Genomic DNA, 19667 nt, shown 5'->3' on the forward strand with positions numbered 1-19667 from the left:
CTTTAATGAAGGTGGCTATTTGATGTATCGTTATATGGATGCCCAGGCCAGACCGCGCCGCTTAGTGTCAATTGATGGTCGCACGAATGTGGGTGACCAGAGCGTATTAAAGGCATTTCAATCGGCCTGGGCTGGGAATTATCGCTGGCGGGAATACATCAACTTAATTAATCCGCAGACAATTATCTGGCCCACACGTTATCCTTTAACGTCGATACTTTTTGCTGGGCAAGAGTGGTGTCGTGTTTATCATGACGAAGACCGCGACCAGGGTTTTTCTGTTTTTGTGAGGCGGGAGTATTTCCTTGGCGGGCAGTCTAAGCTGCAATCCGATAATTGTGTTTAGGCAATCAGTCTAACTGTCCAGCAACTGATTTTACTGGACAAAAAGTACATACCCGTTGACGAAAGTTTTATTAACCGAAAAAACTTTTGGCCATTGGTATCAAATGCGAGTACTACTTAGTACTAGACGCGAGTTTCTCTTATTTAGACTGAGGCAATTGATGTCGATACATAACATAGCTAACAACATAGCTAATATAGCGAAGGAGTAGTGGTGAAAGTTAATAGCGCTGGGATTAACAACGCGGGAATGACTTTGGTGGAACTTTTAATGTGCCTAGTCTGCCTTGGTATTTTAGCTTCAATTGTAATTCCCCAGTATGCTGAATACAAAAAGAAGGCATATGATGCTATGGCAATAAGCCACATTCACAAAATAAGATTAGCTGAGGAAAGTTATTATTCCGAGCAGCACGAATATACTTATTTATGTGAAAATTTACGCAATCACGGTTTTACGTGGAATAATGATCAGGTCAGAATTAATCTCATGAACCCAGATGATAATTCTCTTGACCCATTTGATAATGGACATGGTGTATTGTCGCGCTGGAGTTGGAAGGGGACATTCGGCCACCTGCGTGGTTCAAAATGCTACGTCTCTTCGAATGAAGAAGGCGAAACTACAACTTATTATAGTAATTATGGTCCTGGCGGAGCGATGGGCAACTGCGAAGAGAATGGAGATGGCAGCTGCGTAGCACGCGCTTGGTAGTGAATTAACAGAAAGAAAAATTAGTAAAAGTTGCAATAGTCATTACTTAATTTTAGGGACGATAAATAACATTAATTTCACCTTTTACAGATAAGCAAGCTAGCCGGCGGCAGAGCTGGTGAGGTTAGGGAAAACTTTTAGTGGGTCGATGGATTTACCGTTTTGGCGCCATTCGAAGTGGAGGTGAGGGCCGCTTGAGATGCCGGTGCTACCGACTCGCCCGATCAGAGTGCCTGCTTTAACGATTGTGCCGGGGTTGACTAAGATTTCATCAAGGTGACCGTAAAGTGAGGCGTAGCCGTTGCCGTGGTCGATTGTGACGAGTTTACCGTAACCTGCGTAGTTATCAGCAAAGACGATTTGGCCGTTTTTAACAGCGCGGACGTGGCTGCCTTCGGGTGCTTGGAGGTCAACGCCATTATGGTGCCTGACGTAGCGGTAGACCGGATGCTTGCGTGTGCCATACTTGCTAGAAAGCTTTGCTGCCATTAGCGGGAAAACAAACATTCCAAGCTCTGTGCGTAGCGGGCTTGCGATTGCCAGCGGTGCAGCGCAGTAAGCGATAATTAGGTATAAACTAATTATCTTTTTGGAAGCTATTTTTAAGTGTTTTGAAAGCATCTTCTACTTCTGGGTCGTCGTTGTTAGAGTCTGATTTGGCTTCGTTTGCAAGGATGTTGAAGTTATCATCGCCGCGCATTCCGCGTGCGGCTGGAGTAGGAGAGTTTGCGCCAACGTTGCGAGTGACATCTTTACGAACATATGCACGGCCGCCGGTAGGAGTTAGTACTCGAATCCATTCGCCTTGAATTGCTTCGACAGTAAGTCGTGCTCCTTTTTGTAGTTGCATTACAGGTGAATGTTCTTCGCCGGGGCCACTTCTTAGGTTTGCTTTTTCTGCGATGATTTCAACGAGAGCCACATCTGCGGCAACAATTTGCGGTTGAACATCAGCTGTTTGCGCGCGGGCATTGACCCTTGTGTCTGACTTGCGGTTTGGTGAGGCTGTTTCTGTTAATGCGCTTAGTTCGGTTTGTTTGAGTAGTAATTCGTTACGAGTGTTGACGAGGTCGCTTTCGAGTTTATCTGCTTGTTCGGCGCGTGGACGAAGCGTTGCTAATTCAGCTCTAAGCTTTTCAAGTTCAGTGTTGCTTGTATCACTCTTGGCAATTAACTCTTGCAGATTCTTTTCGCTGGTAGTCGCCTTAATTTTCAAGTCAGCTAGTTCTTTTGTCGTGGTTTCTAAGGCATGCGATTTTTCTGTAGAATTTTTTGAGAGTTCGGTGATTTTAAGATTAAATTCAGCGTTTTCTTTTGACAGTGTTTTGATGCGTTCTAAAGCTGTTTCGAGGACTGGTTTATATTTATCATATTCGCTGCTTTTGATGCGTAAGTCGGAAAGTTCTTTTTCTGCCTTGGCAATCTCAGCGCGTAAGTAAGAATTATTTGTAGTTAAGGTTTTGCTGGCTTCTAGGCTTGCTTTGAGGTCGCGAATGTCTTTATGCGCATCAAGTAGTTGTTGTTTATGGAGCGAGAGTTCCTTTTCGCTAGTGCCTTTTTCTCGAATTTCTAAAAGCAGCCGAGAAATTTCGTCGCGAGAGTTACGTAACTCAGTCTTCAATTGGGCGATTTCTTTAGTATAATTCGCGGAACCACTTTGCATATCAGCCAGAGCTTGTTTAATTGCCTTTGAGCTTTGCATTTCAAGGTCGTACTTATTCTTTAATTCTTGAAATTTTGTATTCAAGTTGAGTAATGCATCTTCACGTCGACGAATTTCACTTGCTGGGTCACCAGGAACAATTGTTGTGGCTTTAAGTGCGTTAAGCTGTTGATCCTTTGCACTTAAGGCTTGCTTAAGGCTTGCAATTTCATTTTCAAGTTCCTTACGGAGTAGAGATACTTGGTAAATTGGAATAAATTCGCTGCTATTGTCCGGAGGCGTTAAGTTTTCGGGATGAGCCTTTGTTGGGCTAGGAGCTGAATCTGTCGAGTTTAGATTATTTACAACTGGCGCTTCGAGCTCTTTAATTACTGGCTCAGTAGTTGGAGCAGGATTTGTCGGACTAGAATCAGTAAAACCTACAACGAGATTGGGATCATTTTGACTGCTTGCTGAGCCTGAGTTTGTTGACTTTGAAAACAGGGTAAAAAAAATTAATGCGCCTGTGACTAGTCCTAGCGCGAGGACTTTCAATTTAGCTTGACTGAGTTGAACTCGAGGTGACAGTTTTGCCACCTCAGTATGAGCGCTTTCCGCTTCAGTTTCAAAAATATTTTTTTCCACAACAACCTCGTAAAAAACCTTTTAGTTGCAGACGCCTCTGCGTCGTTTAGTCACTGGAAACTAGTTCTTCGGATTCAAATGACTTCTTTTGTAAATTTCTAATGCGGCGGTCGCGTGCACCTTGTACAAGTAATTGTACCTTGCGCGGGTCGGGTATGCCCTCCATGATAATTTCAACTTCTTGTTGAGCGGCGCTACCGATATGTACATCGCCGATTCCTAAAATTCTTTGTAGGATTGTCTGCACTGGTTCGACACCGCGAATGTCTTCGTAGCGTAGTCGCGGCTGTCTGAGTTTAAGTGAAACTAGGCCAATCTGTGCTTCAACTCCGCGTTCGTCGATAATATATTTTGCATTGTACATGAAATACAAAATTTTGGTGAGCACAAACCCTGGAATAAGTGTCAAGAGCGGTAAGTGCATCATGTAAGTTTTGTCTCCAAAACTGAATAACTCACCGGGCACAACGACTAGAGAGTAAATTGAACTACCTTCAAAATACTTCGTAAGTTGAATACAAACATAAGAAAGCGCAAAAAAACTAATCAACTCGAAAATTTGTGCGCGCCAGGCAGGAAAGAAATAGTAGCGATTTCCTGGACTAGCGACCTCAATTGCAGTCGCATCGAAGTCCTCGGCTGCACTAGTATCTCGTTCTTCTTCGAGAAAGACATTCTGGTTGCGAATTTGTTCTTTTTTAGAACTCATAGACTACCTATTAGTACCTGAAGGTTGAATGCGATTTAATCTAGCTTCGATGTCTGATAGTGCATCACCGGGCTCGGGTTTGCGAATGCCGGCAGGGTCTTGAGTGCTTGTGGGCTGAGTAGTTGCAGCACTGCCTGGAGCAGATGTTTCGATTACAAGTGCGCGATCAGCTGGCTTTTTATTATCAGTCACCACTGCCTGAGTGCCGCTATCAAGGTTGGGAGTTGAGCGCACAGTGCCAAATTCGCCACCGGTTTTAACGCGCGGAATCGAAGTGACTTTCCCTCCCGCCATTGCATAGACACCAAAAAAGAAGGCAACTAACAAGAGCGACGTCAGGTTACGCATGCTAAATGCGGGTTTCATTAAAACGATATCAACAACTTTTTTCTTATCCATAAGATCCTCTGTTATTAGTTAACAGTAACATTCTGGGGCTTTTCACCCGGTGCGCAGGGCCGCCATTTACCTTGACGCACTTCGCGCACTGCCGTGTGGCGTGGTTTATAATAAAATCCATCTTGATCGAGTCCCGGTCCGTTTTCTTCTGTCTCGACGATTGGCTCTTCCCAGCAGTACTGGGTGGTGCCAGGAGGAATTGGAGCATCATTCACGACCGTAATCACAGTTGGTCCTCCAGGTGTGCCCGGAGGGCAGGATGCTGTACGACTACATCCAGACAAAGTTACTAAGGCACAAAGACTTAGGATTGTAGAGATTTGATAAACTATTTTTTGCATAAGGACATTTACTCCTTTACCTGATCAGTTTCTGGATATTCAACTTTTTGTGTTCGTCCAGGGCGAATCTCTACAACTGTATTATGTGAGGGGCGATAATATGTGCCCGTGGGGTCAAGTCCTGCTGGAACACGAACCGTGTCATGCATTGGTTCAGTCCAAACCTCATGAACTGTTCCAGGCACTGCTGGGCCTTCTACCTCTTTAATCACTGGCTCAATTGGTCGTTTTTTGAAAAGTGCACAGCCACTGAGCATAGTTGTAGTAGATAAACTGAGCAGTAGAATTGCTACTGAATTTAATTTGAATGTGTTTTTCATGACGCATTCCCTTCCTTTAATTGTAGTTGTCGACCTTGCGTTGCGGCTTGTTCGCGGCGCATTGCTTCATAATGTCGGCGCCGGCGCGCAAATTCTTCTGCGCCATGCGGGGCGATCATTACGGCGCGTTGCAAGGCACGCACAAAATCACCTTCTTGTTCATCGATTAATGCCGAGAAGAGCTGGTTGTCGTCACCGTTATTGGTTGAAACCCAATAAAATGCTGGTTCAAGCGGGAGCACTAAGGCAGCTTCGCCAATATCTGAGAGTAAGAAAAACTGCGATTCAATGCCTTTGACAGTATTGAGACGCATAATAGTTTCAGCCTGCTCTTTATTGAGGTTAAAGGCTTTAGCTGTCATATGAAATTTTGAAGGGTCCTGCTTGAGGAAGATTTTGTGCGAGCTATTCTGCACGATTGCTTGTCCGCCTTCACCCACGTAGAAATCTTCTCCCGACTGCGAAGCTGCAATGACGATACCCTTACGCTTACGATATAGTCTGAATGCCGCCTCAACAACTCCCGCAGCGGTCTTACCGACTAGGTCATGTGCTTCATCGAATACCAGCAATTTACGGGTATCTAGCTCAGTTGGGTCGTTCATTACGGTGTCAGCCCAGAGCATGGCGACTTTTAAGAAGACGCGTTGTAAGTCCGGATTGCGACTTAAACCTTTCAAGTCAAACACGATAAAGCGCTCTTTGAGCTCGAGACTTCCCGCACGGTCAAAGAATCGTGCATATGTTCCGTCGCCATAGTATTCGCGCATCAAGACAGCAAGCTCCTGGCGCATTCTAAAATTGTCTTCGGTCTCATTTGGCCGCGGAGGTTCTTTCAGCACTTTTAGGATATCGCGTAGGAGAAACTCACGATCGCGCGCGCCGTGACGGTAGCGATAATGAGCTTCAGTGAGTGATTCAATGATTTCATTACGTTGCACCCGAGATACTGTCGTATTTTTCTCGCTGGCCATGTCGCAGATAATATCCACGCAGACATCTAAGAGGTCTTTAAAATCTTCGTTAGTGCGATCAGGATCTAGCTCTCCAAGTCGCGCAAGGAAGTTCATTGCTGGAGCGCGTGATGGTGTTGCCTGATAAATACGTCCGCCAAAAAGTCTAGCTAAGCGCTCAAAGCCACAAGGTTGATTCGGCATGCCCTTATCGAAGACGAAAATAATTGGTGGGCGTTCCACGCGTGCGCCGTCAGGGCGCTGCGAATAGTGTCCACGGGCAAGGGTGATAATTAAAAAACAAAGTAGATAACTCTTACCAGCACCAGAAACACCACTAATAATTACGTTTGGAGCGATATTCGAGTCGAATAAATCAAAATTAACTAATTCGCGATTCCACAGTGAAGGCAGGACGAAAAGCGAGTTTTTACTACCGCGCCAGTTACCCCAAAGCGGAATCAATCGTGCTGCGCGTGAAGACTGCATCGAGCAGGTCCAACCTGGTCCATCAGTCGTTGGGTCATAGGCGCCGGGTAAAGCATTTAAGAGCACGCCCAAGTCGCTAATCATATGCGACATACCACGAGCACCGTTTAGTGCCGGAAACATGGCTTGAACTTCGCTTGCAGATCGGCGTGCCTCGTCCAGGTTGCCCGAGATTTGCACGTGGTGCATGCCTACTCGCACAATTTGCGAACGGTTTGAATATAATTCTTCCCGTGCGGTGCGGATATTACGAATATCGTGGATGATTTTTTGATTGCTACGGCCCATCGGAGAGCTGGCACGTAGTCCTAGAAAGAAATCTAAACGGTCAAGTCGTTTAAGTTGAGTCTCTTTTGGATCGCGTGAAAAAGTCACAGCGAAAACCGACTCTCCAGGAATACTTTGTAGCGGCACAGTCATGAGAGGTAAGCACTGCTTTGGAGCTTTAGCCATACTGACTGTATGATAGACGCGGCCATCCTTAACCAAGTAACCATCTTCGGGGTGATAAGCTGGCGTGTCTGAAATTTGATTGGCTAGAATATCGTCGTGATCATACGTCGGAACCGGGACTGCGTTATAACGCCCGCGTTTAAATTTTCCACCCTTAGTGCTGCGTCGATTAAGTAAGGGATAGAGTGTATTAATTAGCGCTTGGCCATCGAGGCGTTGAGCGTAAAGTCCAAGGTCAACCATGCGTGCAATTTTGCCATCGACTTCGCCACGAAATTGTTCGCAGAAGCGTCGATACTCGGTTTGACGATCAGTTTCTTCGCGCGGGTCACGCACGCCATGGACAAGTAACCGGGCGGTTGACTTAAGTTGATCGATAAATGAATGCATGATCCACGGTGGGTCGTTGCGAAAACAAACAAGTAGTTTGATTTTTCTGACACGACGCTCAATGTACTCGGAGTTAGCCGAAGATTTAAGCATGCGAATCCAGCGTCGTGCCATCCAACCAGGGACTCCAGTGGTTGGATAATCGTTGATGCAACGATCGAGCGTGTCTTGTACATCAAATGAAGTGACCCAGCAAAACTGGACTGAAATTTTATGATCGAGTGAATCAATTAATTCTTGAATTGTTTGGCAAGTTTGATAAGCAGTTTCTGGAGAAGTTGAGGTGAGTAGTAGAGGTTGAAGTTGCCAAATTGACCACAACGAAGCGTCAGAATGCAAAAAGACCTGCTGCTCGCTGTCCCACTTTACATACGGTAAGAGCTCATTAAAGAGCGCTTCATCTTCGTATAAACGTTTTCTCGTCAATCTTGTGATGCTCATAGCACATCATCCTATAAGACAGTTATTACTGTCTTATTAAAACCTCTTGTTTAGCCCTCGCTGCCTGCTGCTCTTATTTTGCGGCTGGCGGCAACTGAGGGGTGATCTCACGGTCAACTACCCGAACTATTTTATCATTATGACTCAGTTCAATCGACACATTTGCTTGTTTTTCGATTTCACTGGTAATCATTTCGATCGAGCCATCTTGCCTAATCGAGACACGACGTTTCGCAATGTCGTTCGGATAAAAGGCCCGATATCCTAAAGTCTGAGCTATAGCCTCTACTGCTTCAGAAAGACTAGATTTTTTTAGGTCAGCAGCGATAACTGGCCGAAGATATGGAGAATCTTTGTGCTCGGCATAGCCTTCAGTTGGCTGCGGGGTTTGGCTCCAGCGCAAGCGGTTATAGACTGGTTCTGGTGGTAGTTGTCTGAATGCGTACGGATAAGATTGTTCTTTGATTTCAATTGGTCGCGAAGTACTGGAAGTACAACTCGTCAAGATAATCAGACAAACTAGCAAATATCTAACGTCCATAATAAAAATTCTCTTGTTTAGCGTTTGCCGCCCTTGCCATCTTTATAGATCCACGGTGTAGCGCCTGAAGCAGAGCTGCCTTGATTCAGTTGTTGCTCGAGGTCGTATGCGTCTTGTACCGCCCAGCGATCGTTTAATACACGTAAATAGTAGTAGTGTGCAGGCACTAAGTCGCCAGACTTCGTAAGATGGTCAGGGACCCACATTAAGCGCACTTCAGCAGGTTGCACCACTGGGTAATAAGGCTCTGGAGCTTGTGCTGAACGATATTGACCCATCACGTTTAAAGCATGACGAGCATTGTCAGCGCCACCACCACCGCCGGTTTCTTCAATCAGTGCTTTGGTAGAGCGTTCGCCGTATTCAGAACTTGAAGAATCGTTGTAAGGATTTAGCACCTCAAATTTTTTGCTTGAGCATCCAGTGCTTGCAGCGATAAACAAAAGCGCTGCTAAGATTGTAAGATACTTTTTCATAACCGATACATCCTTCATCATCTTTACTTAAATTTTAATCTATCCTGCAAATCCTTTTAACTCAGTTGATTGTGACCAGCCGCTAGTCCATGCGCGAAGAGGCTGCGTAAATTCCTTCACCTTCACTATCATCATCGATCATTTCAATTTCAGTCGAAGAAGAAAACACCGCAACGACTTGACGTCCAGGTAAAATTTCTACTACTGGAATGAGTTTTTCATAGCGATCGAGTAAAATTTGACCAAGGCGATTTGCCGCGTCAGTGACAGCTGATGCGCCGGCAAAGTCGAGTGCTTTTCCACTATATGTTTGTTCGTAGGCATAACCATAGCCAAAGGGTTGAATGATGGTTTTTTTGCCAGCGTTTTCGACACGCTCACCGAGCGCAGCGGCAAAGCTTACACCGGCAGTTGCAGCAATCAAACGTCCAAGCTTGTCAATTAATTCGCCAGACATTCCACGCACTCCATCTTCGCCTACAACCCAGCCGTCAACTTTAACATTTGAACGGCGTCCGTCTTTGTGACGTAGTGACAGATTTGTAAAACGAAAGAGCGCACGACTATCGGCTTCTGAACCTTGAGCCGCAGCAATTAAGCGCGCCTCACCAATGTCGAGGCTTGAGCCATCAGGTCCAGTAATCGGGCCGTCGAGCTTAAAAACCACTGGGTATGGAGTTCCATCAACTGGTGCATTCACGCCAGTTAGTAATTTTACTGGAACAACGTCGCCAGGAGAGATCACAGACATTCTTAGCGGCTTATCTGGCGCTGGTGGAGGAGGCACAGTTGCCTTTTGAAATCCGATTGCTTCTAGTGAATCGGCTTCGCCACCAAGTGCGGCTTCGCCCGACCCGCCATTCCCACTTCCAGAAGTATCAGGAATTGAAGCTGAACGCTCTTGAACTTTGGTCATTTCGCGTGAAACTTCTTCGAGCTTATTTGTTAAGCTTTCAAAAACTCCAGTCGCGCGCGCTTTATGATCGGCAAGGTCATTGGAGAGCTTATTCATGACCTCAGTATTTTGCTGACTTTGCTTGGACAAAGTTTCAATATCTTGGCGAAAAGCCATTGTCAGGTCGCGGTATGCTTCATTTGAATCTGCTCCCTGATTGCCACCTGTATTGTTTGCCACCGTTGAGGGCCGAGGCATGCGTAGCGAACTGTTGTTGGAAAACAGTGTAAAAATAATCATCAAAGCAATGATGCCAAACGCAACCCAAAGTCGCTTGTCATTTTGTAACAGTAGTTTTAAATCTTCAATTTTTTGCTTCATAAACTAACCTCTAACGCTTTGCGCGAGTTACAATATAAACTTTACCCTTGTGCTTCGCTGCTAAGTCTTGCTCTGCATTTTCAGGTCGCGGGCTTAATTCCCAGTTTTGCGCAGAGACTGCACGCGTGCCATCGAGTCTAAATGTTGCAGGGTTAATCTTCTGGTTGGTTTCCAGTAGATTTTCTACGCTTAAGACATAACCCCATAGGTCTGAACCCATAAAAATCTCGTCAATCGTTGCTTTAATCGCACCATCATGGAGCACGGTCTCTCCAGTATAGCGGTTAGAGCGGCGATAGCCGGTAATGCCTTTTTTCTTGCCAAATTCTGAGACCAGAATCATTTCGCGCACAAGGCCGCTGACAATAGTCGGTGGCGCAAAACCAGTTGGTTGGTTTGTTGTTTCTGGTGATGCGTCTTCAGAAACTTCTTCACGTTCGGCTGGTCTGTCATCAGTGATTTTTACAAAATCATCACGTGGGTGCTCGTCCGAAGATGGAATAATGCGCAGTGCATAACTGCGCTGATCTTCGGTATGGACAATCAATCCTTCACCTTCAGGCGGCAGAGTTGGTTGAGCAAAAAGCACAAGAAAATTGTTTTGGCGCTCTAGCGCGAGTGAAGAATTCTTACGCTTAAAGCCGCCTTCGATATCGTCAGGGAAGTTAACTTGGGTAGGCTCACCTGGCTTTACGTAAATCGTTTGCTCGTTGCCAGTGTAATATAAATCGCGAGCTAGCGCTGATGAGCTTACTAAGATTGTCGCTGCCAGGCAGCTGAGAGTAGCATAAGATAAACGGTTACTTCTTTTCATAGACAACATCCTCAAATCCATTATTGACCTTTCCGGCGAGCTTCATCAGCTTGTTTAGCTGCTTTCACCTCTTGAACTGCTTGTTTGCGATCTTCAAGTTGGAGCTCGTTAGTTTGCTCAAGCTTTCTTAACTTAACATCGATTACGACAATCCCGTATTCATTGTGTTCATTGCGCGGGATCGTTGTCATCGTGATGTAGTAAGCTAGGTAGTCAGCAGGTAGTGGTTTATCGCCAATTAATTTTAAGCGATTACCTTGAACGCGCACTTCGACTTTATCTTGCTCAGGGAAGCGTGTGATTTTTGTTTGATTCGGGTCGACATAAAAGATTTGCGAGCGGCCAGTTTCTTCAACTGTACGGAGTTCATCTTTCATCATTTTTTCTTCAAATAAAGTTAAAGCTGGTTCCCAAAGATACTTGCGCGCAGTAGAAAACTGTCGGCGCGCTGTTGCTGGCTGATACGAACCAATTAAGTTAACAACTTCTGTTGCTACACTAGTAAATTCACTATCGGGGAGCTGTTTCACGGAGTAGTTACCAGGCTGTGGACGCTCTGGGACTTCGATTACGGTATCGGCAAAAAAATACATGATTAAGGCAGCGGCAATGGCTACAAACGTTGTGGGGATTTGAATCATTGCCAGGGCGCGCCACATGTAAGCTTGGTCGCGATAGCTCTCCCAGAGGCGAATTGTGTCAGCCCCTGCACGTCCTGCGATGCGTTCAATGTCTTGTACTTCTCGCTTTATTTTCTGTACAGTTCCCATAATGCTCTAAATTAACCGTTATAAACCTTTTCGTTTTGTTCTTCTTCTGTAAGCTGAGCTTGTAGCGTTGGAAAAATTGATTCTAAACCTAAGCGTGAAAATTTTGATGAGGGATGCACGCGGCGCAGTGGACAGGGGCTCCAGACTGGCTGAATTCGAGCCGGAGCAGGGATACCTTGTGGTCTAATGCCGATTGCTGTGAGCGCTGCATTTCTTACTCCGCGTTCTTCATCGGGAAACATTTTGCGAATTGAAGCTAGTGTAGCTGTAGTTCCAATCCAACCGAAAAGCATTAAAGGCATAGCACTTGCTGGCGTGCGTGCAAGTGATCCGATGATCACAAAAACCACAACGCCAACAGCCCATTCAACTGCATTGGCTCCGCCAAATGACCAGCGGTCGTCTAATCCTTGTATTACTTCACCGTCATCAAACATGCTTGTCGTTTCCTAGTTTGTAGCTGTGGTTGAGCCTGCGGCTGGTGACTCTGTGGTCGCTGCTGCGGGCGCTTGAACTTCGCTATATTTATCTAATCTTGCTTTAACTGCTTCAGCAATTGCCTTTTCCACATCACTATCAGTTGTTGTGGTAGGCGCAGCTACTTCTGTGGTTGTAGGGGCTTGTGCCGCAGCTGGTAGTTCAGCTTTGATATCGGGTGTTGAAGCTGTTGTTGTTTCAGTGCTTGTTGGTGCTTTCTGAATTTCAGGTGTTGTTACAGTTTCAGCAGGGGCCGGTTCTGCGCTGGTTACTGCTGGACTGGTTGAATCAGTAGAAGTAACTGCTTTAGTGCTTGTCGTATCAGTAGTTACGGAGCTTAATGGTGCAACTACAGTGGGACTTGTCTGAGCTGCTTTAGATTCGCGCTCAAACTGCTCTTCTCCGTAGGTATTTGAATCTTGTGGTCCGTCTGGCGAAACGTAAGTATTTTGTTTTTGTTCGTCGCGAATTAGCAGTGGATTAGCTTTGAAGCGAACTCCGGATCGTGAAACGCGTGGTTTTGGGTCGAGGACGCGATTTAATTCTTCTGCGCGAGTGATGACAGATGTGCGCCATTCTTCGACATCAACTAAAAGGTCGGGACGAGCGACGCGGCGGCCGCGGTCGAATTCTTGAAGTGCTTCGACAAGAAGTGTGCGGGCGCGGGCGTAGTGGCCAACTGCGGCTTCTCTGCGTTCTGGTGTTGCGTAGTTGGTTTCAGCGAAAGCTGCTTGTGTGAACAAGACTAGTGCTGATGAACCAATGATACTTGATAAAACATTTAACTTGCGTGACTTCATATTAAACCTTTTGTGAGTCTTTACTCTGTCTACCCTCACCGCATTACTAGAGAAGTTATGGCAACAACTTATAAAATTGTGCTCCAACGCTTATCTGAAGTTTATGAATAGTTGCTTCAGTTGCACTAACTAGCTGGTAACATACTGTAATTATTGAATATTTATATTTTACCCAATGATTGCAGGGCGTTATGTTCTAATTGAGGCTTTATAGCGAATGGAAGGAGGAGGTTTTGGGTGCAGAGTTACTTTTTGATGAGCCAGTTTCGAAAAGTAGGGGGGCTACTTTTTGGGAGAATTATGGCCCAAAATTCTATTGAAAAAGTTAAGGGGAAAAAGTCAGGGAAGAGGCTGCAAGATTTGGGTTGAAAACCTTTAGCTTGCAGCCTCTTCGTAGATGGGTCAGTTGGCTTAAGCTGCTTCGAGAGCTTCTTGCCTTTCGATCTGGTCGAGTAACTTTGCAGCTTTGAGGGCGTAATCAGGACGATCCCTGCGTTGGCAGTATTCCATGACTATGATCAGAGCGTCTTTGCCTGCGGCCGTTGCAATGCTGAGAGCTTGATAAGCGGCGTCCTTTTTAAGGTGGGCGTTCATGTAAGCGATCAGATCCTCTTTACCGACGGCCTCAAGAAGAGTGACACCTGCGGCCTCAGCAGCTTCCAAGGCTTCATTCATCCAGCCCTTTTTAACGCAGAAGTTGATACAAGCGATAAGAGCCTCTTTGCCTGCTGCTTTAGCAACTTTGACAGCTTTACTCATCCAGCCCTTTTTAAGGAAGGCGTTCATGTAAGCGATCAGATCCTCTTCACCGACGGCCTCAAGAAGGGTGACACCTGCGGCTTCAGCAGCTTCTAGGGCTTGATTAACCGCACCTTTTTTAAGGCAGACCTTCATGCAAGTAATGAGAGCTTCATTGCCTGCGGCTTCAAGAAGTGTGACGCCTACGGCTTCAGCAGCTTTCAAGGCTTCATCAATCAAGCACTTACTAAGGTAAACGTTGACGTGAGCAATGAGAGCGTTTTCACCGACGGCCTCAAGAAGAGTGACACCTGAGGCCTCAGCAGCCTCGAGGGCTTGATTAACCGCGCCTTGTTTAAGGCAGGCCTTCATGCAAGTGCTGAGAGCTTCATTGCCTACGGCTTTAGCGGCCTCCAAGGCTACATCAACCGCGCCCATTTTAAGGAGGGCGTTCATGCAAGCGATAAGAGCTTCATTGCCTGCGGCTTTAGCGGCGTTCAAGGCAAATCCAGTCTGGCCCTTTTCAATGTGGTTTCTCATGCAAGCGATAAGAGCCATTTTGCCTACAGCTTCAACAAGAGTGAGGTTAGCGGCTTCGGCGGCTACTTTAGCTTTGTCAAGCCATCCATTTTCAAGGTAGGCTTTGATGTGATTGATGAGAGTGTCTTTGCCGGCAGCTTCAACAAGAGTGACACCTGCAGCTCTGGCAGCGGCTAGAGCTGTGCCAATATCACCACTTTCAAGGCAGGCGGTAATGACGATGATGAGAGCTTCTCTACCTTCAACTTTGGCAGCTTCGAGGGCTTTAGAAATATTGCGATTGCTCAATAATAAGCGAATCTCGTAGTATTTTCGATTTTGTTCCATGATTAACCTCTCCTTAGGTACACTTTAGCTGACGAAATGATCGGCTAGAGTGTACCCAAGAGAATTGGGTTGAATGAAACAAGAAAACCTTAAAATCTTACAGACTTTCCCTGGGCCGATTTGGAGTTATGAAATCAATTCAGGGAAAACAGTTAGCTTCTACTCGTATACTTAGTGGTGAGAGCTTTGACTTAGTTAGAGGCAAAGCGCTAGGAAAGTCGGGATAATATCATTAAATTACCGGTAAATAAATGCATCCCTGGGAGAATTAGTAAATATATATTTTATCTAAAAAAGTCAGTGGTATGGCCATGATCCTGCATTGCGGGAGATTGCTTCGTCGCGTTGCACCTCGCAAAAACAGGCGAGAGCCTTGAAGGTTTGAAAGTAGCCCCCCTTCTTTTGGGGGGCTTTTGAAGAGGGGCCTAGGAGATATCTCGATAGTTCTTTAACATATTGATAATATTATATATTTTGTGGCTTTCAAAGTTCTTTTAGTATTAATTTGAAATTTTTTAAGGCACGAATTAATATTCTAGAGCAACATTATCAAGATTTCGTAATAACAATTGATAGGAATTTCGCCGCAGCGAGCAAGCGCGTGATTATTTCCTTAATTGGAATTGTGAAATATATTTGTTCGAGAAGATAGGTTTAAGGATTTCTACCAAGGTAGAAACTGAAGGTTAAGAATTAACGTGGCTTTTGATTATTCAAAACGTCTCTCCACGATTCAAAAGGAGGTTGAAAAGCGCGAAGGAGAAATCTCTCCACGCAAGGCTTTAGTTTTATCAATCATCGCCCTCCTGATCTGCGTTGCCATCCTCCCCAAACGTCAAACAGTAAATATCGGGACCGAAACCTCAAGTCAGCACAAGCGCAGTATCGAAGATATTACTAATAGCGTGAAAAGCTTTTTCGGCGCTGGTAGCAGTAAAGAAACTACCAACATCACCGCGCTTAACTCGCATTGGGAAGAAAATTTAAAACTAAAATTAGAAGGCAGATTCTCCACCCTAACTTATCTGCCATTCGGACAATCATTCGCCAATCGCTACTATCGCTTTTGCCAGTCAGTGCTCGGCACCGGCGGCGCAACAGATCGCTTAACAATTCGCCGCCCCGCGGGAATCGTCGAACGCTTCCTCACAATATTTTTCCTCGATTTGGGTTTTATTTTATTTAGCTTTTTGCCGTTTTGGTTGTTAGCAATTGCACTGGGCATTTATTGGACCAAATATCGCATGAAGCCAACTCCAACTAAAGACTTCCTCGGGGTGTGTGACCCTGGCGTGAGCCCCTTTTATTCGGGAATCTATGCCCCGTTTGTGCCTAATGGTGGAGCTAGTGCAAGTGATTTTTCTGCTCCAGGACTTGCCACTCCACAGAAAATTTCCCTGGCCGAAGCAAGTAAACATAAACTTGCAATGATGTTACGCGGTGCCCAAGCACTGAATGGAACGACCCAAGAATTAGTGCAAATTATTTTAGCCTATCGTGATTACCCTGGATTCGTTGAAGAAGAACGCGCGGCTGAAGAATATACAGATGCAACCGAAGACAGTCAGTCAGTCGATACAGCCCCAGCAAAACTAGGTTTCGTCGCCCCTGGAAATAATACTCTCGAGCATGACACTTGTCTCAGCTTAGAAGCACTACTTGAAGCACATCAAATTCTTAAAGATCTTTGGGCCAAGGTCGGCGATGCCTTAGCAGAAGACCGCTTCGAGGCACTTTTCGGTGACTACTTGTCAGCAGTTGGGTCAAAATCAAAGCAGACAAGTCAACTAGTGCAAACACTAATCCAAAGCCTAACACCACGGCGCTCTCAGGCACTGGCAAAATTACCAACCCATTTGGTTGCGGCAGCTTTTTTAGCAACTGAGGCAGGAAAAGGCTTTACTTACGAACGCACCAAGGATTTATTTCATCAAGTTTCACGCTATCCACACCTCCAAGCACGCGCCGTGATTCAGTCAATTTTAAGCTTCCACACCGAGTATAATGGCGAAGAACGCAGAATTATTCGCCAAGCTGTGATCTGCTCTAGGCGCCACGGAGACTTCGGACGTGCGCAATTGCCAATCGACATGTCAATTCCGACCCGTGCCTTGCGTGGCTGGCTTGAAATTTTGTATGCAGTCGATGAGAAGCGCAAAGATGCGGGAGAGTTAATGGAGCTCGACACGCATATTGAAGAAATTCATGAAATGTGGAAGCGCAATATTGTCGAACGCTTAAAAATCGATGCAGCCAAAGAAAAATCAAGCCTCTACCCAATGTGGAAAGGTGTCGTCTATAAATCCGTCATTCTCCAACCACTTGCTGGCGTGATTGAAATCAGCCTGCAAAATATTTCAAGTCAACGCTTAGAACGCATCCAAACACTAATTGCTTGCACTCGTGACGATATCTCCTCACTAAGTATCTCCGCACGATTACCTGGCTTTAAGCGCCAAGCGATGGAAGCCGAGCGTAGTGCCGCAGAAAGCGGCGGAAGAACAAGCTTGCTCGCTGTCGAACCCCAGGAACAAGATTTACTCAATCGTTGGTTGGTCGTGCGTCGCATGCTCACACGTTATAATTGGCTTTCGACTCGAGTCGGAGATGATGCCGTGCCGACTGACGGCTTAATGCAAGGCATCGTCCTCTTACGTGACGAAGAACAGCATGTCGTAGGCTTTGACGCACTCGTCCCATTACGGCAGCGCCGCTACAAAGAACTATGTGGTGATGATTGGGAAAACAGATTCTTCTTAGGTTCGCCGCATCCAGATGATATCGAAGTCTTTTCTGTGATTGAAGATTTCAAGAAAACCTTAACTGAGCGTGCTGAGCAAGCTAAACGTGGAAACCTAATTTCATTAAAAGCCTCACGCTTGGCCTTAGTGTCTGCTGGAGGGAATGTCTAATCCATGGCACGCGCATATAAACGCACCGATGCATTTGAGGAGCTTGAGGTTCGCCGCGATAATTTAATTATCGTTGCCAAAGCTTTGACTACTGCAGCGATTCTCGTCGTGCTCTTTTCGCAGATCTTTATGGCTCCCAGCGCAGTTACTGAGTTTTTAATTGCCGGAGTTTTGCCATTTGCGTCATTGATTGCGATTTTTGCGGTGCGCACGCAGCGTAAAATTATCGAGTTAGAACGTGTCCAAGAATCTGAGCGTCGCGGTGGAAAGCCTGTCTTGGGCCTGCCACCACAGCGAAACGCAATTGAAGCTGAACTTGAGGAAACACGCAAGAAGAAGCAGTCGATGATTGGCCGCTATCTTGTAGGCTTTGAGTTAGATTCAGGAAAACCACTTTGGGTGAGTGACGATGAAATCTGCACCCATGCGGCTGTTTTTGCCAAAACAGGAGTAGGTAAGACGCTCTGGTTAGAATCGCTGATGTTTCAACAAATGGCACGTGGGCGTGCCAGTGGATTTACTTTTATCGATGCCAAGCGCGACATGGGAACGCTTGCCGATATTATTTTAATGGCCATTATTACTGGGCGTATCGAAGATTTAATTGTGGTTGATCCATTTGATCCGGTTTGTGCCTATAATTTTGTTTTCACGACGCAACGCGCTGACGTTAAAGCGCGTAAGGTTTTGCGTTGTGGGTTACCACCAACTTCTGATCAAAGCACCACTAAGCACTATGACCGCCTTGCTGCGGATGCCGTGTATCGCGTCGTGCGCGCGATGGAAAGCCTTGGGCTGGCCTGGTCTGTGCGCGATGTCGCTGTTGCCTTATCGGCATTTAACTTTGCTTATCCGCGTTTACGCGCGCTTTTACATGAGCAGGGCGCCAAGCAAGCGATGATCGAACTTGGCCACCTTGCTGGTAGCTATCGCACGGGAAAAGGCAAGCTCGATGCTTTAACTTTAACTGATAACCTACGCGGTATTTCTTCGGAATTGCATTCGATTTCCAATTCTGAAGCTGGAGAAATGTTTTGCGCACCGAAAGCTGACTTATCACTCACCGATGCGATTTTACGCGGTAAATTAATTTACTACATGTTGCCACGGCTTGAAGAAGCAGAGGCTGCAGCCAGAATGGTTAAGGTTTTTCGTGAAGACCTGGAAGTTTCCATTGGTGAAATCACTTCAAATCGGAACTATCGGCTCGAAGACCCACACATGGTGATTATCGATGAGGGCGCTTCAACCTTTGGTCCGACTTGGGCAAACCTGTTTGAACTTGCTCGTAAGGGACGTTTTGCCTTGCTCTTCGGCGCGCAGTCAGTCAGTGGTTTAATGGATGAGCAGATGGGCTTGAGCGAGCAGTTTTATCAACGTGTAATTGCTAACGTGAATTTAAAAGTAATTATGCGTTTGGGGGATAATGAAACTGCAACTGAAATGTCGGAGTGGATTGGTAAAATTCACAGTGAAAAACGCACTTACACTACCGGTTTATCTTCGGCCTTAAATTCGCGTGAATGGACTAAGCATGTTGAATTAAACAAACGTGCAGCTGAGGGTATGCGCGATGGCGTGGCCGTGTCTCTGGATGAGGACGACCTGGTTAGTCCAGAAGAATTAAAACACGAAATGTCGGCGGAAAAAGGCCTAGCGTGGTTTGATCTTGGGGATGGAATCTTACGCAAGGGGCGTGCCTTGTGGTTTAATGCAGATGCACCGCGCTCTTGGGAAGGGCGTGAGTATTTGCAACGTTATGAGAGCATTGAAGCCGACGAAATTGGCTTGGCTGAATGGGTTGACGAGCATATTCTTTCGATTGAGCGTGAAGAGTCTGAGCAAGCACTTGAATCACATGTTGAAATTCAAGGTAGCTCAGTGAGCTTTGTCGGCAGCCAACATCCCTTTGGAGCCAACAACAGTAGCCCTACGCCTGCCACGCAACCCGTAGAAGATAAAGAGGAAAAAGGACCGTTTCGCCTGAATATGGTGGGCGGGTTTAGAAATCGTCATCGTGCGGTTACAATAGTGCGTGATCGAAAGGCACAGTCTGAAACGGAAAGTAATAACACTAGTAGTGAGTCGGTAACGAGTGCCACTCCTCAAGCTGGAAACGCTTCGAAAAAGCTAATCTCAGAGAGGAAGAAGTAA

At 46.0% G+C, this 19667-nt stretch carries 19 protein-coding genes; 4 read left to right on the forward strand and 15 right to left on the reverse strand.

What is annotated here, in order from left to right; genetic code table 11:
- The coding region (locus tag JNK13_10320) for a hypothetical protein (GenBank protein MBL7663132.1) at nt 1-346 on the forward strand (346 nt) is incomplete at its 5' end.
- A gap of 213 nt (nt 347-559) precedes the next feature.
- Entirely contained in the window at nt 560-1060 is a 501-nt protein-coding gene (locus JNK13_10325) for a prepilin-type N-terminal cleavage/methylation domain-containing protein (protein ID MBL7663133.1), read from the forward strand.
- 99 nt (nt 1061-1159) lie between these two features.
- Here the strand turns inward: JNK13_10325 and JNK13_10330 are convergent, their stop codons facing one another.
- The 15 genes from JNK13_10330 to JNK13_10400 all read right to left on the reverse strand — a co-directional run bounded on the left by JNK13_10330 (nt 1160) and on the right by JNK13_10400 (nt 14601).
- Nucleotides 1160-1681: a M23 family metallopeptidase gene (locus JNK13_10330; protein ID MBL7663134.1), complete on the reverse strand. Its 522-nt coding sequence runs from the start codon at nt 1679-1681 to the stop codon at nt 1160-1162.
- Nucleotides 1638-3347: an SH3 domain-containing protein gene (locus JNK13_10335; GenBank protein ID MBL7663135.1), complete on the reverse strand. Its 1710-nt coding sequence runs from the start codon at nt 3345-3347 to the stop codon at nt 1638-1640. The genes JNK13_10330 and JNK13_10335 overlap by 44 nt, the downstream gene beginning before the upstream one ends.
- A 46-nt stretch (nt 3348-3393) precedes the next feature.
- Nucleotides 3394-4056 (reverse strand): PH domain-containing protein, encoded by a 663-nt coding sequence (locus JNK13_10340; protein MBL7663136.1) that lies wholly within the window; start codon nt 4054-4056, stop codon nt 3394-3396.
- Between the two features lie 3 nt (nt 4057-4059).
- Nucleotides 4060-4455, reverse strand: a complete 396-nt coding sequence (locus JNK13_10345) for a hypothetical protein (GenBank protein ID MBL7663137.1) — start codon at nt 4453-4455, stop codon at nt 4060-4062.
- Between the two features lie 14 nt (nt 4456-4469).
- Nucleotides 4470-4796, reverse strand: a complete 327-nt coding sequence (locus JNK13_10350) for a hypothetical protein (GenBank protein MBL7663138.1) — start codon at nt 4794-4796, stop codon at nt 4470-4472.
- 8 nt (nt 4797-4804) lie between these two features.
- A complete protein-coding gene (locus tag JNK13_10355) occupies nt 4805-5116 on the reverse strand; it encodes a hypothetical protein (GenBank protein MBL7663139.1) in 312 nt (103 codons plus the stop codon).
- Nucleotides 5113-7842, reverse strand: coding sequence for a TraC family protein (locus JNK13_10360; GenBank protein ID MBL7663140.1), 2730 nt, complete (start codon nt 7840-7842; stop codon nt 5113-5115). The genes JNK13_10355 and JNK13_10360 overlap by 4 nt, the downstream gene beginning before the upstream one ends.
- 73 nt (nt 7843-7915) lie before the next feature.
- Nucleotides 7916-8383 (reverse strand): hypothetical protein, encoded by a 468-nt coding sequence (locus tag JNK13_10365; protein ID MBL7663141.1) that lies wholly within the window; start codon nt 8381-8383, stop codon nt 7916-7918.
- A 17-nt stretch (nt 8384-8400) separates the two neighbouring features.
- Nucleotides 8401-8859, reverse strand: a complete 459-nt coding sequence (locus JNK13_10370; GenBank protein ID MBL7663142.1) for a hypothetical protein — start codon at nt 8857-8859, stop codon at nt 8401-8403.
- 82 nt (nt 8860-8941) lie between these two features.
- The gene (locus tag JNK13_10375) at nt 8942-10135 is read right to left on the reverse strand and encodes a TraB/VirB10 family protein (protein ID MBL7663143.1); all 1194 of its coding nucleotides are present in this window, start codon (nt 10133-10135) and stop codon (nt 8942-8944) included.
- A 10-nt stretch (nt 10136-10145) separates the two neighbouring features.
- Nucleotides 10146-10949: a hypothetical protein gene (locus JNK13_10380; protein ID MBL7663144.1), complete on the reverse strand. Its 804-nt coding sequence runs from the start codon at nt 10947-10949 to the stop codon at nt 10146-10148.
- 20 nt (nt 10950-10969) lie between these two features.
- The gene (locus JNK13_10385; GenBank protein ID MBL7663145.1) at nt 10970-11719 is read right to left on the reverse strand and encodes a hypothetical protein; all 750 of its coding nucleotides are present in this window, start codon (nt 11717-11719) and stop codon (nt 10970-10972) included.
- 11 nt (nt 11720-11730) lie between these two features.
- A complete protein-coding gene (locus JNK13_10390; GenBank protein ID MBL7663146.1) occupies nt 11731-12156 on the reverse strand; it encodes a hypothetical protein in 426 nt (141 codons plus the stop codon).
- Between the two features lie 12 nt (nt 12157-12168).
- Nucleotides 12169-12996 carry a hypothetical protein gene (locus tag JNK13_10395; GenBank protein MBL7663147.1) on the reverse strand — a complete coding sequence of 276 codons (828 nt, stop codon included), beginning with the start codon at nt 12994-12996 and terminating at the stop codon, nt 12169-12171.
- Nucleotides 12997-13407: 411 nt separating this feature from the next.
- The gene (locus JNK13_10400; GenBank protein ID MBL7663148.1) at nt 13408-14601 is read right to left on the reverse strand and encodes a hypothetical protein; all 1194 of its coding nucleotides are present in this window, start codon (nt 14599-14601) and stop codon (nt 13408-13410) included.
- A 698-nt stretch (nt 14602-15299) separates the two neighbouring features.
- On the opposite strand from JNK13_10400, the gene JNK13_10405 reads away from it, so the two are divergent.
- Both JNK13_10405 and JNK13_10410 read left to right on the forward strand, forming a co-directional pair.
- A complete protein-coding gene (locus JNK13_10405) occupies nt 15300-17513 on the forward strand; it encodes a hypothetical protein (GenBank protein MBL7663149.1) in 2214 nt (737 codons plus the stop codon).
- A gap of 3 nt (nt 17514-17516) precedes the next feature.
- On the forward strand, nt 17517-19667 hold the full coding sequence (locus tag JNK13_10410) for a TraM recognition domain-containing protein (GenBank protein MBL7663150.1): 2151 nt from the start codon (nt 17517-17519) through the stop codon (nt 19665-19667).

This window comes from bacterium, from assembly GCA_016786595.1.
Taxonomy (GTDB): domain Bacteria; phylum Bdellovibrionota_C; class UBA2361; order SZUA-149; family JAEUWB01; genus JAEUWB01.